16 protein-coding genes are annotated in these 14608 nt (G+C 71.1%); 11 read left to right on the forward strand and 5 right to left on the reverse strand.

Annotation, left to right across the window (positions count from 1 at the left end; genetic code table 11):
* Positions 1-2: 2 nt before the first annotated feature.
* Entirely contained in the window at positions 3-1073 is a 1071-nt protein-coding gene (locus ACZ434_RS02480; protein WP_468450934.1) for a M4 family metallopeptidase, read from the reverse strand.
* 329 nt (positions 1074-1402) lie between these two features.
* Here ACZ434_RS02480 and leuA point away from each other — a divergent pair, with 329 nt between their 5' ends.
* Entirely contained in the window at positions 1403-3124 is a 1722-nt protein-coding gene (gene leuA / locus ACZ434_RS02485; RefSeq protein ID WP_468450936.1) for a 2-isopropylmalate synthase, read from the forward strand.
* Positions 3125-3310: 186 nt separating this feature from the next.
* On the forward strand, positions 3311-4012 hold the full coding sequence (locus ACZ434_RS02490) for a TerB family tellurite resistance protein (protein WP_468450938.1): 702 nt from the start codon (positions 3311-3313) through the stop codon (positions 4010-4012).
* A 25-nt stretch (positions 4013-4037) separates the two neighbouring features.
* Here the strand turns inward: ACZ434_RS02490 and ACZ434_RS02495 are convergent, their stop codons facing one another.
* A complete protein-coding gene (locus tag ACZ434_RS02495; protein WP_468450941.1) occupies positions 4038-4586 on the reverse strand; it encodes a GNAT family N-acetyltransferase in 549 nt (182 codons plus the stop codon).
* 335 nt (positions 4587-4921) lie between these two features.
* On the opposite strand from ACZ434_RS02495, the gene ACZ434_RS02500 reads away from it, so the two are divergent.
* The 6 genes from ACZ434_RS02500 (at position 4922) to ACZ434_RS02525 (ending at position 11744) form a co-directional block, all read left to right on the forward strand.
* On the forward strand, positions 4922-5674 hold the full coding sequence (locus tag ACZ434_RS02500; RefSeq protein ID WP_468450943.1) for an SCO2525 family SAM-dependent methyltransferase: 753 nt from the start codon (positions 4922-4924) through the stop codon (positions 5672-5674).
* Between the two features lie 51 nt (positions 5675-5725).
* Positions 5726-7570, forward strand: a complete 1845-nt coding sequence (locus tag ACZ434_RS02505; RefSeq protein WP_468450945.1) for an SCO2524 family protein — start codon at positions 5726-5728, stop codon at positions 7568-7570.
* Between the two features lie 3 nt (positions 7571-7573).
* Positions 7574-8491 carry an SCO2523 family variant P-loop protein gene (locus ACZ434_RS02510; RefSeq protein ID WP_468450947.1) on the forward strand — a complete coding sequence of 306 codons (918 nt, stop codon included), beginning with the start codon at positions 7574-7576 and terminating at the stop codon, positions 8489-8491.
* Positions 8488-9453, forward strand: a complete 966-nt coding sequence (locus ACZ434_RS02515; RefSeq protein WP_468450949.1) for an SCO2522 family protein — start codon at positions 8488-8490, stop codon at positions 9451-9453. The genes ACZ434_RS02510 and ACZ434_RS02515 overlap by 4 nt, the downstream gene beginning before the upstream one ends.
* Position 9454: 1 nt before the next feature.
* The gene (locus ACZ434_RS02520; protein ID WP_468450951.1) at positions 9455-10456 is read left to right on the forward strand and encodes an SCO2521 family protein; all 1002 of its coding nucleotides are present in this window, start codon (positions 9455-9457) and stop codon (positions 10454-10456) included.
* A gap of 106 nt (positions 10457-10562) precedes the next feature.
* Entirely contained in the window at positions 10563-11744 is a 1182-nt protein-coding gene (locus tag ACZ434_RS02525; protein WP_468450953.1) for a hypothetical protein, read from the forward strand.
* A 21-nt stretch (positions 11745-11765) separates the two neighbouring features.
* Here ACZ434_RS02525 and ACZ434_RS02530 read toward each other — a convergent pair whose 3' ends face one another.
* From ACZ434_RS02530 to ACZ434_RS02540, 3 genes are all read right to left on the reverse strand, one after another.
* On the reverse strand, positions 11766-12074 hold the full coding sequence (locus ACZ434_RS02530) for a hypothetical protein (RefSeq protein WP_468450955.1): 309 nt from the start codon (positions 12072-12074) through the stop codon (positions 11766-11768).
* Positions 12075-12156: 82 nt separating this feature from the next.
* A complete protein-coding gene (locus ACZ434_RS02535; protein WP_468450957.1) occupies positions 12157-12468 on the reverse strand; it encodes a DUF397 domain-containing protein in 312 nt (103 codons plus the stop codon).
* The gene (locus ACZ434_RS02540; protein WP_468450959.1) at positions 12450-13283 is read right to left on the reverse strand and encodes a helix-turn-helix domain-containing protein; all 834 of its coding nucleotides are present in this window, start codon (positions 13281-13283) and stop codon (positions 12450-12452) included. Before ACZ434_RS02540 ends, ACZ434_RS02535 begins: the two co-directional genes overlap by 19 nt.
* 116 nt (positions 13284-13399) lie before the next feature.
* On the opposite strand from ACZ434_RS02540, the gene ACZ434_RS02545 reads away from it, so the two are divergent.
* The 3 genes from ACZ434_RS02545 to recO are packed head-to-tail and all read left to right on the forward strand — an operon-like array spanning position 13400 to position 14589.
* Positions 13400-13609 (forward strand): hypothetical protein, encoded by a 210-nt coding sequence (locus ACZ434_RS02545; RefSeq protein ID WP_468451787.1) that lies wholly within the window; start codon positions 13400-13402, stop codon positions 13607-13609.
* Positions 13606-13821: a hypothetical protein gene (locus ACZ434_RS02550; protein WP_468450961.1), complete on the forward strand. Its 216-nt coding sequence runs from the start codon at positions 13606-13608 to the stop codon at positions 13819-13821. The genes ACZ434_RS02545 and ACZ434_RS02550 overlap by 4 nt, the downstream gene beginning before the upstream one ends.
* Before the next feature lie 21 nt (positions 13822-13842).
* Positions 13843-14589: a DNA repair protein RecO gene (gene recO / locus ACZ434_RS02555; RefSeq protein WP_468450963.1), complete on the forward strand. Its 747-nt coding sequence runs from the start codon at positions 13843-13845 to the stop codon at positions 14587-14589.
* The last annotated feature ends 19 nt before the right edge of the window (positions 14590-14608 follow it).

A 14608-nucleotide genomic window follows, 5' to 3' on the forward strand; every position in this document is an offset into this window, starting at 1 on the left:
AACTACAGCGTCCGCACCCCCACCCGCTCCCATGCCTTGGTCACCGCCTGGAGTTCGTCCCCGTCGCCGTACCGGGCGCGGGCCGCCTTCACCGTCAGCGTGGCGAAGTCCGTGAACTTCGCGTCCTGCTCCAGGTCGCCGCCGGTGAGCACGTCGTACCAGACCTGCCCGGCCCGCTCCCAGGCGTGTCCGCCGAGGGTGGTCGCCGCCAGGTAGAAGGCGTGGTTGGGGATGCCGGAGTTGATGTGCACCCCGCCGTTGTCCCGGCCGGTGCGGACGTAGTCGTCCATCGTCGCGGGCTGCGGGTCCTTGCCGAGCACGTCGTCGTCGTACGCCGTGCCCGGCTCCTTCATGGAGCGCAGCGCCTTGCCCGTGACGTCCGGGGCGAGCAGCCCGGCCCCGATCAGCCAGTCGGCCTGGTCGGCGGTCTGGCCGAGCGTGTACTGCTTGATGAGCGCGCCGATGACGTCCGAGACCGACTCGTTGAGCGCGCCCGGCTGCCCGTAGTAGGTCAGGTTGGCGGTGTACTGCGTGACGCCGTGGGCGAGTTCGTGGCCGATGACGTCGATGGCGTTGGTGAAGTCGAGGAAGATCTCCCCGTCCCCGTCGCCGAACACCATCTGCTCGCCGTTCCAGAAGGCGTTGTTGTAGTCCTCGTCGTAGTGCACGGTCGCGTCCATCGGCAGTCCGTTGCCATCGATGGAGTCGCGTCCGTACGCCTTGAGCAGCAGTTCGAACGTGGCGCCGAGACCGGCGTAGGCGCGGTTGACGGTGGCGTCCTGGCCGGGCTCGTCGCCCTCGCCGCGCACCTTCGTGCCCGGCAGGTCGGTGCCGTGCTCGGCGTCGTAGACGGTGCGGTGGGGCTTGCCGGGCTCGGCGTCGGCGAGCAGGGCGACGGCCGGCGCGCCGGCCACCGTGGTCAGATGACGCCGGGTGCGCTCGAAGGCGTCGCGCTGGATGGTGCGGCGGGCCCGCCCGGAGCGCGCGGGGTCGTCCGACTGGGCCAGCCGGTCGAGGACGTGCGGCGGGATGATCGTGCAGAAGACGGGCTCGAAGCCCCCGTTCCTGGTCATGTCCGGAACCATCGCACTCTGTCACCGCGGTGTCACCCCCCGCAACCATGATTGATGAAATCCCCCGCCACTCCGCCTCCGGCGGCGCCGGGAAGTGGTATACGGCACTTTTTGTCCCCTTCATTCCGGCGGTCCCGCATACTGATACGGACCCTCGTACGGCGGGCGACTCGGTTAAGCTGCGGAGCATCATGCGTTTCGGGCTGCTCCTCCTTAGCTGCCGCGGCGAGGGCCTGTACTAGAGGCCGACCCCCTCCCCGCGGAGTTTGGCGCTGCGCCGTCGGCCGTCCCTCAGGACACCCCGCGGACCACCGAGGAGCCCACGCACCATGGCGAACCGTCAGCAGCCCAGCCCCATGCCGATCCGGAAGTACGGTCGTTACGAGCAGGTCGACATCCCCGACCGCACCTGGCCGCAGGAGCGGATCACCACCGCCCCCCGCTGGCTCTCCACCGACCTGCGCGACGGCAACCAGGCCCTGATCGACCCGATGTCGCCCGCCCGCAAGCGCGCCATGTTCGACCTGCTGGTCAGGATGGGCTACAAGGAGATCGAGGTCGGCTTCCCCGCCTCCGGCCAGACCGACTTCGACTTCGTCCGCTCGATCATCGAGGACCCGGACGCGATCCCGGACGACGTGACGATCTCCGTGCTGACCCAGGCCCGCGAGGACCTGATCGAGCGGACGGTGGAGTCCCTGAAGGGCGCCAGGCGCGCCACCGTCCACCTGTACAACGCCACCGCGCCGGTCTTCCGCCGCGTGGTCTTCCGCGGCTCCAGGGACGACATCAAGCAGATCGCCGTCGACGGCACCCGGCTGGTCATGGAGTACGCCGAGAAGCTGCTGGGCGACGAGACCGTCTTCGGCTACCAGTACAGCCCGGAGATCTTCACCGACACCGAGCTGGACTTCGCGCTGGAGGTCTGCGAGGCGGTGATGGACACCTACCAGCCCGGTCCCGGCCGCGAGATCATCCTCAACCTGCCCGCCACCGTCGAGCGCTCCACGCCCTCCACCCACGCCGACCGCTTCGAGTGGATGGGCCGCAACCTGTCCCGCCGCGAGTACGTCTGCCTGTCGGTCCACCCCCACAACGACCGCGGTACGGCCGTGGCGGCGGCCGAGCTGGCCCTGATGGCCGGCGCCGACCGCGTCGAGGGCTGCCTGTTCGGACAGGGCGAGCGCACCGGCAACGTCGACCTGGTCACCCTGGGCATGAACCTGTTCTCCCAGGGCGTCGACCCGCAGATCGACTTCTCCGACATCGACGAGATCCGCCGTACGTGGGAGTACTGCAACCAGATGGAGGTCCACCCGCGCCACCCGTACGTGGGCGACCTGGTCTACACGTCCTTCTCCGGCTCCCACCAGGACGCCATCAAGAAGGGCTTCGACGCGATGGAGGCCGACGCGAAGGCCAGGGGCGTCACGGTCGACGACATCGAATGGGCGGTGCCGTACCTGCCGATCGACCCCAAGGACGTCGGCCGCTCCTACGAGGCCGTCATCCGGGTGAACTCGCAGTCCGGCAAGGGCGGTATCGCCTACGTGCTGAAGAACGACCACAAGCTGGACCTGCCGCGCCGGATGCAGATCGAGTTCTCGAAGATCATCCAGGCGAAGACGGACGCCGAGGGCGGCGAGGTCACCGGCGCCGACATCTGGTCGGTCTTCCAGGACGAGTACCTGCCCAACCCGGACAACCCCTGGGGCCGCATCCAGGTCGCCAACGGCCAGTCCACCACCGACCGCGACGGCGTGGACACCCTCACCGTCGAGGCCACCGTCGACGGCGAGCGGACCACCCTGACCGGCTCCGGCAACGGCCCGATCTCGGCCTTCTTCGACGCGCTGGGCGCCGTCGGCATCGACGTACGCCTGCTCGACTACCAGGAGCACACCATGAGCGAGGGCGCCTCCGCGCAGGCCGCCTCGTACATCGAGTGCGCGATCGGCGACAAGGTTCTGTGGGGCATCGGGATCGACGCGAACACCACGCGGGCCTCGCTGAAGGCGGTCGTCTCCGCCGTCAACCGCGCCGCGCGCTGAACAGCCGTTTCGAGGGGTTTGAGGGGCTCCGCCCGCCGTTCCCGGCGGGCGGAGCCCCCGTCGTTTACCGGCCAATCGACGTGGAGGTCACGGAAAGGTCTCTTCAGGGTGCTGACTCGGGCTCACGGATGTGGCTAACATCACGCAAGCGCGGCGACGGTGCTGTGGCGTTGACGGAGGTGCGACGTGCTGCCAGAACGGGGACCCAACGGTCATGCGGCTGCTGCCGGACTGTCGCGCCTGCTGGGCACCCGCACCGCGTGGACGGCCGTCGGCGACGGGGAGTTCTTCTGCCCCGGCTGCGGCGGCGACCGCAACTACCAGCGGCTGACCGGACGCCGCCGCTTCACCCTGCTCGGCGTGCCCGTGCTGCCGCGCGGGGAGTCCGCGCCGACCGTGGAGTGCGCCGCCTGCCGCCGCCACTTCGGCACCGACGTGCTGGACCACCCCACCACCACCCGCTTCTCCGCGATGCTCCGCGACGCCGTCCACACGGTCGCCCTCGCGGTCCTCACCGCGGGCGGCATCGGCTCCCGCGCCGCCCTGGAGACGGCCGCGGTCGGGGTGCGCGCGGCCGGCGTCGACGACTGCACGGAGGAGCAGCTCGCCGCGCTCGTCGAGGCCCTGGAGGCGGACACCGGCCGCTTCACCGGTGAGCCCTGCACGGCGGGCCTCGCCATCGAACTCCACGAGGCCCTGGACCCCCTCGCCCCCCATCTCGCGGCCCCCGGCCGGGAGTCGATCCTCCTCCAGGGCGCCCGTATCGCCCTCGCCGACGGCCCCTACACCCCCGCCGAACGCGACGCCCTCGCCACGGTCGGCGCGGCCCTCACCATCTGCTCCACCGACGTGACCCGGCTGCTGGCGGCGGCCCGGACGCCGTCCTGAGACGCGCTCCGGGGGCGGTGACGGCTCAGTGGTCCGGGGGCAGCCGCAGGAGCAGGATCTGGCGGTCCTGGCCGGGTCCGAAGTAGTCGCGGCGCAGACCGTCGTCGGGGGGCTCGGGAGCGAAGCCCAGGGAGCGGTAGAGCAGGATCGCCGGACGGTTGGCGGGCTCCACGGTCAGCCGCACCCGTTCGATCCCGTCCCTGCGCAGCCGGGCCAGGACCTCCGACATCAGCTCCCGGCCCAGTCCGTGGCGGCGGCGGCTGCGGGTCACGCAGAGACCGAGGATCCAGCTGTCCTTGCTGAGCGCCGTGGTGGCGGCCAGCACGTAGCCGTGCAGCCGGCCCTCGCCCTCGTCGAGCACGAGCAGGTGGTCCGCGTACATGTCGTAGAGCTGGCGCAGCAGGAAGGCCGGATAGGCGACCTCCTGGAAGACCTCCTCGTCGAGCCGGCGCAGTTCGGGCAGGTCGGACTCCCGTGCCGCCCGTAGGGACGGACTCCCGGGCCCCGGGAACCCGGCGGGTTCCACGAGGTGCCCGTCGTGGTCCAGGGTGCGCTCCAGCGGTTCGGCGGTCATGCCACCCCCAGTCGGGACGTGCGGACGTCAACGCGACGCACCGGCCGTTCACACGGGAGGGATGGGAGCTTCCCGGTGGCGGCCGGTGGCTTCTTCTGGCTAGAGTGAGCTTCCAACTCACCGCGTGCAAGGGCGAGTTCAGGGGTGCACAGAGGTACTGCGTGCGCCTGCCGTGCGCCCGTCACCGAGGACTGGCGTGTTTCCTGGCTGTCCACGCGTTCCCCGGCGGCCTACCGTGCGAGAACCGGAGACGCAGTTTCGCCTGCCGGCGTCCACCGGGACGCGCGGACAGGGCACACGGTCTCGTCCGACACTGAATGGAACGCGGCAGGGTGATGATGGACCGAAACGCCGACGCCCCGTGGTCGAAGTTCGATCCAGAGGCCTACGTCGACCTCAACTACCGCAACCCGCTCGAGGTCGACCTGCTGATCGTGCGCCTGATGCGCGACCACTTCAGCGGCTGCTTCGCGCACGGTGTCCCGGACGCGGTGCGGGGCGTCGACGTGGGCGCCGGCGCGAACCTCTACCCGGCCCTGTCCATGCTGCCCTGGTGCGAGAAGGTCCTGCTGCTCGAGTACGCCCGGCCCAACGTCGAGTACCTGGAGAAGCAGGCCTCTCCCGCCGGGTACGACGTGGTCTGGGACCCCTTCTGGGACGTGCTCCGCGACGCCCCCGCCTACCGCCGCGTCGAGCCGAGGAACCGGTTCGCCGAGATCGTCCGCGTGGAGCGGGCCAACCTCCTCGACCTCGACGGGCAGCGGCGCTGGGACCTGGGCACCATGTTCTTCGTCGCCGACTCCATGTCCGAGTGCCCCGACGAGTTCCGGCGCGGCGTGGCCTGCTTCATGGGCGCGCTGAACGAGGGCGCCCCGTTCGCCACCGCGTTCATGAAGGAGTCGGAGGGCTACCGCGTCGGGGACCACCGCTACCCGGCCTACCGGGTCAACGAGGACCGGGTCCGCGAGAGCCTGGAGGGCTTCGCCGACGCCCTGGAGATCCACGACCTGGACCACATGGTGCGGCCGGGACACGAGGGAATCATCCTGGCCCTGGGACGGCGGAAGTCGGAGATTGCCACGACGTAGGAACGGGGACCATGTCTGCACGGCAACCGGATCTGTGCGAGGGGTAGGGGGATGCAGATCAAGCCACGCCAGCATCTGCTGGACATCTGGCGGGCCGCGGCCCGCCACTCGTTCGACGACGGCAAACTCGTCTGGGGGGACACCGACGGGCTGAGCAGCGTCGCCGACGCGGAACGGCTGCTCTGCCTGCTCTACCCCGCCACCGAGATCCCCGCCTTCCGCCTGGACCAGCCGGACACCACCGAACGGGACGTGCTGCGCGCGCTGGAACAGGTCGGCAGCCGGCTGGAGATCCCCCCGAACCTGATCACCGCGCTGACCCAGTTCATGCGCACCTACACCGGGCCCGACGACAGCCCCACCTTCGCCGGCGGACCGTACTTCAAACCCGACGACCCGAACGAGGAACTCACCTACGAACAGGGCAAGCTGGGTGTCGTCGACTCCTACTCCATGTCCGTCACGCTCTGTCTGGCCACCCTCGGCTTCCTCAAGGTCTACGAGAGCAGCACCACCCGCCCCGACGTGCGCAAGGCGCTCGGCGAACTGAGGGACGCCACCAACACACGGCTGACCGCCGCGATGATCAGCCTGCTGCGCTCCTTCACCGTCAACGTCTTCGACGCCGAGTCCGAACAGGGCCGGCGGCTGATCCAGGTCATCGGCCAGAACAGACACTCCGACCGGGCGGTGCTCCAGCAGTTCTCCCGCCGCTTCCGCCCGCTGCGCGCCACCATCATCGAAAGCCTCAGCCGCGGCATCCAGGTCGACGAGAGCATCCGCGACGAGACCCAGCTCTTCGAGTGCGGCTGGGCCTGGGGCGTGGTCAAGGACGCGCCTCGGATCACCGACCTGAACGTCCAGGTGACCGGCCAGCCCGACGGCATCGCCGACCGGCTGCCCTACGTGTACTTCACCGTGGTCGCCCTGGACGGTATCCAGGACCTCTTCTCCGACCGCACGCTCACCCTGGGGCTGCTCGACGCCGACCAGCAGAAACTCGCCGAGGCGCTCCGGCTGCGCTGGGAGCTCAGCCAGCAGTACTGGTCGGCCGTCGCCCGCTTCGGCAGTGACCGCTGGCCCCTGGAGGACCTCCCCTGGCAGACCACCGGGCTGCGCCTGGAGTCGGAGTACTTCTCCCTCACCGTCGCGGCCATCCTCGTCCACGACCTGGTCCGCCGGAAGGCCACCGACGACGACCTCACCCGCACCGTCGCCATCATGGAGCGCCTCGCCGACCGCGGCCGCGTCACCAGCAGAATGACCCGGAACGACCCCGTGGCCCGGCTGCACGACCCGGGCGTGCTGATGCCGCTCGCCGGCTCCGAACGCTCCGGCTCGCTCCTCCAGTGGCGGATGACCGACTTCTCGGCCCAGCTCCTCAAGCGGACCGTGCAGCTCGCCGAACTCTCCCGGAACATCGACGCCCAGGACCGGCTGCTGCGCCTCGCCGAGCAGACCTTCGAACACCTGTGGAACCGCAGGATCCAGGAAGGCCCCGGCGCCGGCCTCTGGGACAACGTGCGAGCCGTCTACCCGACCGCGCACGGCGTCAACCGCCGCCTGTCCTGGAGCGTCACCGAACGCGTCACCGAGTGCCTGGTCGCCGCCCGCAACCTGTACGAGCAGCAGCCCATCCGCAGCCCGGAACTGGCCGAGCTCGCCCGGGACCTGCTCAGCGAGGCCACCCACCTGTTCGGCAAGGAGCAGCTGGAGGCGACCGCCACCGCCGACGGCAGCCGCGGACGCGCCATGCGGAGCATAGAGAGCCGCCTGGACCACGCCCGCGGTCTGCTCGACGACCGGCCCGCCACCGCCTTCGCCCTCGCCCTGCCGGTGCTCCAGGAACTCGACACCCTGGCCCAGGCCCGGGACGCCGCAGGGCAGGAGGGCTGAGCCGTGCTCGTCTTCGCCGCCTCCGACAAGGGAGGCACCGGCCGCTCGGTCACCAGCGCCAACCTGGCCTACCAGCGCGCCCTCACCGGCGACCATGTCGCCTACGTGGACTTCGACTTCGGGTCGCCGACCGCCGCCGCCGTCTTCGACGTCCCCAGCGCGATGCGCGGCACCGGGGAACGGGGCCTGCACTCCTACCTCGACGGCGAGGTCGCCGAGCCGGTCGGCATCGACATCTGGCGGCAGACCGAACACCCCGTGCTGCGCGCCCGGCAGAACCAGTCCGGCCGCCTGGTCCTCTACCCCGGCGACGTCGGCGGCGGCGAATTCGCCATCGGCGAGGAGGCGCTGGAGCGGTGCATCGACCTCCTCCTGCGGCTGAACGGCGAGTTCGACCTCGTCGTGGTCGACCTCAGCGCCGGCCGCAGCTACGCCGTCGACCTGGTCCTGGCGGCGACCGCGCACCCCCGGATGCGCAACGTCGCCTACCGCTGGCTCGTCTTCCACCGCTGGACCCACCAGCACGTCATCGCCGCCGCCGGCCTCGTCCACAAGGAGAACGGCATCGTCCGCAGCGGCGTGGACCGCGGACACGACGAGGAGACCCTCCAGGGCAACATCCGCTTCGTGCGCGCCGCCGTACCCGACCCCGAGTCGCCCCTGTGGTCCCAGGTGTCCCACGCCCAGGAGGCGTGGATGCAGTCCTGCAACAAGGCACTGCGCCGGCTCGCCGCCGACCAGCGCATCGGCGACAGCGTGGTCCTCGGCACCGTACCGCTGGAACCCATCCTGCAGTGGCGCGAGCAGCTCATCACCGAGGACGACGTACTCGCCACCCAGATCGCCAACAAGGAGACGCTGGAGGCGCTCGAGGAGATCGCCCGGCGGCTCACCGACGACTCCCACTGGGGGCGGCCATGACGGAAGCGGTGTTCCGCGAAACCACCGCCGAACCACGCACCCAGTCGGTGCCGCTGGCCCATCTCTCCCTGGAGCTGGGCCACTTCTACATGGAGGACTTCGAAGCCGGCCCCGAGCACCTGCGCCGCCACTTCGCACGGGTACGCCCCTGGGCGGACGCGGCACGCGCCGCCGCGGCCGGCCGGGCCGGCGGCGCCCGCCCCCGGATCAGCACCTGCTTCCTCGTCGACGACTACTTCACCCGCTTCTCCAGCCCCGCCGAACTCGTCCCGCTGCTGCTCGCGGAGGCCGACCGCGCCGGGCTGACCGTCGACTACCTGGCCCGCGAGTCCGGCTGCGCGACCACCGGCAAGATCCCCGTCGCGGAGGCGGTCGCCGGGCGCATCGTCGAGGAACCGCCCCCCGGCAGCTACGGCAACCGGCCCCCGGCCGCGCAGACCGGCTGGCTCGCCAACGGGGTGCGCAGCCCCGCCGGGCGCACCCCCCAGGCCATGCGGAAGGCCACCGCCTGGCAGCCGCCCACGGAGACCGCGGCCCGCCGCCACTCCGTCTTCCTGGACGTCGAACTCTGGAACGACACCCCCGACGGGCAGCGCCTCTGGTCCTGTCCCTTCCTCGCCGCCGTGTGGCAGCTCGCCCGCCTCGGGCTGCTGCGCCACCGGGGCGACGCCGTCCTCGACCCGCACCCGCACACCGGCCCGTCCTTCCCCGACGACTGGGACGAACTGCCCGCACTGGTACGGCTCAACCCGCGCGCCGACCCCTTCGCCGCCTACCGGACCTGCTCGGTGCTGCCCAACCGCTTCCTGCCCGTCGAGCACGCCGTCCGGGTCATCCTCGACCAGACCGACGTGGACCCCGAGGCGCTGCGCCAGGTCGCCGAACGCTCCGCCCGCGAGGCCGTGCCCGTACCCGCCTCGGTGGCCGACCGCGTCTCCTACCTCTTCTACGAGGGGTCCTGACATGAGCCCGCAGGAGACCGCACCGCGTGCCGTGCTCGCCTGCGGCGAGATCCGCACCTGCCTGCTGCCGGCCGGGCAGGCCCTCGACAGCCGCGCCGCCGCCCGACTGCTGAGCCTGCGCGCCGACGAGCGGGTCCTGGTCTCCGAACGCCCCAACCTGTACGGGCGTTCCCCCGACGTCCTCACCGGAGTCGACTGCCCCCTGCCCAGCTCCAACGGCGCCAGGGTCCGCGCGGTCGGCACGGTCGCCGCACGGGCCGCCCTCACCGAGGGACGGGTGTTACAGACCTCCGCGTACTTCCGCGTCCCCGCCACCGGCCCCGACCACCGCCGGCCCTGGGGCCACTACCTGGTACGGCCCGGAGTGGTCGAACCGTTCGGCAAGCTGCCCCGCGACGCGGTCGCCGAGGGCCTCCTCGGGGCCGGGCGCCACGGCGACCTCGACGTCGGGCTGATCGCCGCCGGACTGCAGACGCGGCTGCTGCGGCACCCGCTGCTCGACCAGCGGCCGCCCCTCAGGTCCCGGCCGACCCGGCTGCGCTGGGTGGCCCTGCCCGCGTGGGACGGCGAAGGCCCCTCCCTCGAACGGTTCACCCTCGCCGAGGACGAGCTGCGCACCGTGCGGCTGCGGGTCCCCGACGGCACCCGCAGCGCCGACATCGCCGGGCTCTGCGACGATCTCGCCCTGCACGACTGGCTGCTGACGACCCTGGTCCGCGTCCTCGACGGCATCCGCCTGGGCCCCGGCGAACCCCGGCCCCGGCCGGGCCCGGCCGACGATCCGCCCGCCGTGGTCGGGGCACTGCGGCCCGCCGTCGACCACCTGCTGCACCTGTGGATGCCACGGGCCCGCGTGACCGGGGAACTGGCCGCGCTCTGGGACGTACTGGAGGAACAGCCCGGCTTCACCCGGCAGTGGCTGGCCCTGGTGCAGCGCGTCCGCGACCAGCTGACGTTGCACGCGATCCGCCCGGCGTACCGGGAGGTGGAGCCGACGCCCTGATCCGACACCGGGACGCCACCGGCCGTGAGCTGAGCCGTCCCGACCGGGCCCCACGCACCTGTCCGCACCTCGAACCGACGCGTTTCCCGACGGGGGGAGAAGCGAGATGAGCACGGCACAGTCACCGCAGCCCGAAGACACGGCCGGCCCGCCGGGCACCGTGGGCACACCCGACCGGCCGCCCGGCCGCCCGGTACCGCCCCGCACCCGGCACGCCCCGGAGGGGCCACCGGCCGCCCCCGCGGCGGACACCCACGCCATCCCCTGGCCGCGCACGCTGCTCGTCGGCCTCGTCGCCGGCCTGCTCACCTGGGGCGTCGCCGCGTTACTCAGCCCGGAGGACGGTACGGCACGGCAGCTCGCCGCCGCCGCCCTCTGCGCCGCCGCCGCGATCGCCGCCCAGCACCTCCTCCCCGTCCCGGACCGCACCGCGGAGGAACGGGCCCGGCGGGCCGAGCGCCTGCTGACCGAGACCGCCGCCACCGTACGGGACGCGCTGCGGCGCCACGACGAGCTGCAGAGCGGGCTGACCCGGCACACCGAGGACATGAAGCAGCTCGTCGAGACCCGCCTGCTCGCCCCGGCCCGCCCCGCCGAGCCGAAGCCCGAACCGCCACCGGTCCGGGTGCGCATCGAGTCCGTTCCCGACCTGGCCACCAACTTCGCCGAGGTGCTGTCCCCGGGCCCGCCGATCCTCACCGCCTTCGTCCGCCTGGAGATGCAGCGGGTGATCGGGCACATGACCGATCTGACCACCCTCACCGCGGAGTGCCCCGGCGAGAACCACGACTGGATGCTCACCCTCACCCGGGCCGCCGAGCACTCCATCTGCGCCACCAGCACCTCCGTCGACCGGGAGTTCTGGAACAGCGAACCCGCCAGCCGCTATCTGCACGCCCAGCGGGAGGCGATCGAGCACGGCATCCCGGTGCGGCGGCTGTTCCTGCTGGAGAGCGCGCGGGAGCTGGACGACCGGCTGCTGCGGCTCTGCGAGGAGCAGCAGGTCCTGCACATCGAGGTGCGCGTGGCCGTGCTGCCGGAACTGCCGCCGCATCTGCTGCGCGGCACCACCAACGATTTCATCGTCTACGACGAAGCGGTCTCCTTCGAGATCGACCAGGACCTGCGCGACGTCAACATCAGGACCCGGCTCATCGCCCGCCAGGACCACGTCCAGCACCGCATGAAGCGCTTCCGGGAACTCTGGGACGCGGGCATGAGCCTGCGCGAGCTGGAGGTGCGGGTCGACGACGAGGAGGACGGCACCTGGATGGTCGACCGGGGCTGAGGGCGCGCCGGCCCCGGCGGCTCACAGGGTGTGGTGCAGCCAGCGCTGGATGGTGGTGTTGATGCTGCCGGACAGCGCGCTCAGGCTCTCGATGGCCTCGCGGTCCTCGGGGCGCGGCGGGATGCCGGCGGCGGTCAGCGCGGCGTGCAGCCCCAGCCGCCGGCGGTCACGCGGGTCGAGGGCGGTGTCGAGGCGCTCGGCCGGGTTCGGCGGGGCCAGCAGGTAGTCGCCCTCCGGCTGCCCGGCCGCCGCGGGCCACCAGGCGCCGCCGGCGCCGTCCGCGGCGGTGGGGGCCTGGTTCCGGCCGTACTCGAAAGCGGTCGCGGTCATGTCGGTCTCCTCACCCAAAGGTGTCGGTTCTGCAGGAGAGGAGCCGGGACGCGGGCGGTCCGGTTGCGCCCGGGGCGAAACGTCACACCGACGGAGCCTTCGGCAGTTCATCGTCCGGTCGGACGGTATGGACGAACGCGGTCCATGCCGCTGACCCGAGGACGATCACCGGACTGTCGACGCTCAGCTTGCTGTCCCGCACGGGGACGACGCCGGGGAGTCCGGCGGCGACTTCGACGCAGTCCTCGCCGCCGTCGCCGCCGCTGTAGGTGCTCTTGCGCCAGCGGGCGGCGCCGGGGAAGTCGTATGCGACTTCGACGCACTCCTCGCCGCCGCTGCCGCCGCTGTAACTGCTCCTGCGCCAGCGTGCGTTGGTCAGGTTGTACCCGCGCATCGTCTGAAGTCCTCCGCTGCCGCTTCGATCATGGTCAGGGACGCGTCCAGTGACAGAGCTGCGGCCCGCAAAAGATCGTAATCCGCGCGTGCACGTTTCACTACCGCCGGATCGTCCAGCAGATTGCCGGACAACACGCCCTCTGTATAGACGGTCGGCGGGGCGTCATCGAACTCCAAGATCCTCATGATCTTGCCCATCTGTGGATGTGCCCCGGCCGAGAGCGGCAGTACCTGGACGAGGGCCTTGCGGCCGCGCGCCGCCTGCGCGATGTGGTCCAGTTGCTGGGCCATCACAGAGGTGGAGCCAACCGGCACGCGCAGCACCGCCTCGTGGAGGATCACCCAATACACCGGCCGTGTAGCGTCCTTGAGGAGTTGCGCACGGCCGATACGGAGATCGACCATCTCCTCGATGTATTCGTCCGCGACGAGCGGGTTGCTCGCCAGGTAGATCGCGCGAGCATATGCGGGTGTCTGGAGGAGGCCCGGGATCACGGCCGGCGCCCAGTCGCAGATGCTTGTGGCCAGCCGCTCCAACTCCGCCGCATGCGCGAAGTATTCGGCGTAGCGCTGTTCCTTGATGAGCTTGCGCCAAAGGCGTTCGAAAAAGCCACCGGTTTGCAGTGTCTCGTCGATCCGCTGCGCCACATCCAATTGCGGCTTGCGGATGGCCTGTTCGAACTGGCCGATGTAGCCGCCGGAGACGAACACCCGCGTCCCCAGCTCCACCTGCGTGAACCCCGCGTCCTCCCGCCTTCGCTTCAGCTCCGCTCCGAAGAACTCCCATGCCGCCTGGCGCGAACCGTTGGCCATTGATCAACCCCTTTGTGCAGCCCCGCACTTGTAGAGCGCAAACCCCTTCCGAGTGTAGACACTCAGCGTCACTCTTGGGATACGAAGAGTGAAAGTCGAAGGTGAAGGGAATCAGCGTGACGGCACGACACGCGGCGCTCTGCGTCGAGGAAGCGGAGGAAGTGGTGAAGGAATTGCGGGCGGCACTCGCGAAGGCCGGAATTTCCCTGCCGACACTGGGGCTGGACCCGGTGAGTCTCGCGCGGGAGGCGCCCTGTCCGCTCATCGAATTGGGTCGGTGTTCCGTGGAGACCGCGCGGCGGATCGCGGCGGCGGTGTCGCGGTGAAGCCGCCCCTCGGCGCGTACGTCGTGGACACCGGGACGGAGCGGATCGGCATCGTCATGGGGCACGAGGGACCCTACGTCCAGCTGAGACCGTTCGGCGGCGGCCGGGAGTGGGACGCGGACCCCGAGGTCGTACGGCAGGCGACCCCCGCCGAGCGGCTGCGCGCGGCGACGGCGTACGCCAATGCCCGCAGCCGCGGTGAGGTGCCCTGAACGTGGGCGACAATGGATGCCATGAGTCTGTTCCGCGACGACGGCATCGTGCTGCGCACCCAGAAGCTGGGTGAGGCGGACCGGATCATCACCTTGCTCACGCGGGGTCACGGTCGGGTACGCGCCGTGGCGAGAGGGGTGCGCCGGACGAAGTCGAAGTTCGGCGCGCGCCTCGAACCGTTCTCGCACGTGGACGTGCAGTTCTTCTCCAGGGGCAGCGAGCTGGTCGGGCGCGGCCTGCCGCTGTGCACGCAGAGCGAGACGATCGCGCCGTACGGCGGCGGGATCGTGACGGACTACGCGCGCTACACCGCCGGGACGGCCATGCTGGAGACGGCCGAGCGGTTCACCGACCACGAGGGCGAGCCGGCGGTGCAGCAGTACCTGCTGCTGGTGGGCGCGCTGCGGACCCTCGCGCGGGGCGAGCACGCGCCGCATCTCGTGCTCGACGCGTTCCTGCTGCGCTCCCTCGCCGTCAACGGGTACGCGCCCAGTTTCACCGACTGCGCGAAGTGCGGGATGCCCGGTCCGAACCGGTTCTTCTCGGTCGCGTCGGGCGGTTCCCTCTGCCCCGACTGCCGGGTGCCCGGCAGCGTCGTACCCTCGCCGCAGGCCCTGGAGCTCCTGGGTGCGCTGCTTACGGGAGACTGGGAGACCGCGGACGCGTGCGAGGCGCGGTACGTCCGGGAGGGGAGCGGGCTGGTGTCCGCGTACCTGCACTGGCACCTGGAGCGCGGGCTGCGTTCGCTGAGGTACGTAGAGAAGTAAGTACGAGGAGACGAGAGAC

The organism is Streptomyces sp. NPDC030893, from assembly GCF_055571535.1.

Coding starts and splice junctions, on each gene's coding strand:
- ACZ434_RS02505 (WP_468450945.1), top strand. CDS start 5,726: ATGCAGATCAAGCCACGCCAGCATCTGCTGGACATCTGGCGGGCCGCG.
- ACZ434_RS02515 (WP_468450949.1), top strand. CDS start 8,488: ATGACGGAAGCGGTGTTCCGCGAAACCACCGCCGAACCACGCACCCAG.
- ACZ434_RS02480 (WP_468450934.1), bottom strand. CDS start 1,073: ATGACCAGGAACGGGGGCTTCGAGCCCGTCTTCTGCACGATCATCCCG.
- ACZ434_RS02500 (WP_468450943.1), top strand. CDS start 4,922: ATGATGGACCGAAACGCCGACGCCCCGTGGTCGAAGTTCGATCCAGAG.
- ACZ434_RS02495 (WP_468450941.1), bottom strand. CDS start 4,586: ATGACCGCCGAACCGCTGGAGCGCACCCTGGACCACGACGGGCACCTC.
- leuA (WP_468450936.1), top strand. CDS start 1,403: ATGGCGAACCGTCAGCAGCCCAGCCCCATGCCGATCCGGAAGTACGGT.
- ACZ434_RS02535 (WP_468450957.1), bottom strand. CDS start 12,468: ATGCGCGGGTACAACCTGACCAACGCACGCTGGCGCAGGAGCAGTTAC.
- ACZ434_RS02540 (WP_468450959.1), bottom strand. CDS start 13,283: ATGGCCAACGGTTCGCGCCAGGCGGCATGGGAGTTCTTCGGAGCGGAG.
- ACZ434_RS02530 (WP_468450955.1), bottom strand. CDS start 12,074: ATGACCGCGACCGCTTTCGAGTACGGCCGGAACCAGGCCCCCACCGCC.
- ACZ434_RS02525 (WP_468450953.1), top strand. CDS start 10,563: ATGAGCACGGCACAGTCACCGCAGCCCGAAGACACGGCCGGCCCGCCG.
- ACZ434_RS02520 (WP_468450951.1), top strand. CDS start 9,455: ATGAGCCCGCAGGAGACCGCACCGCGTGCCGTGCTCGCCTGCGGCGAG.
- recO (WP_468450963.1), top strand. CDS start 13,843: ATGAGTCTGTTCCGCGACGACGGCATCGTGCTGCGCACCCAGAAGCTG.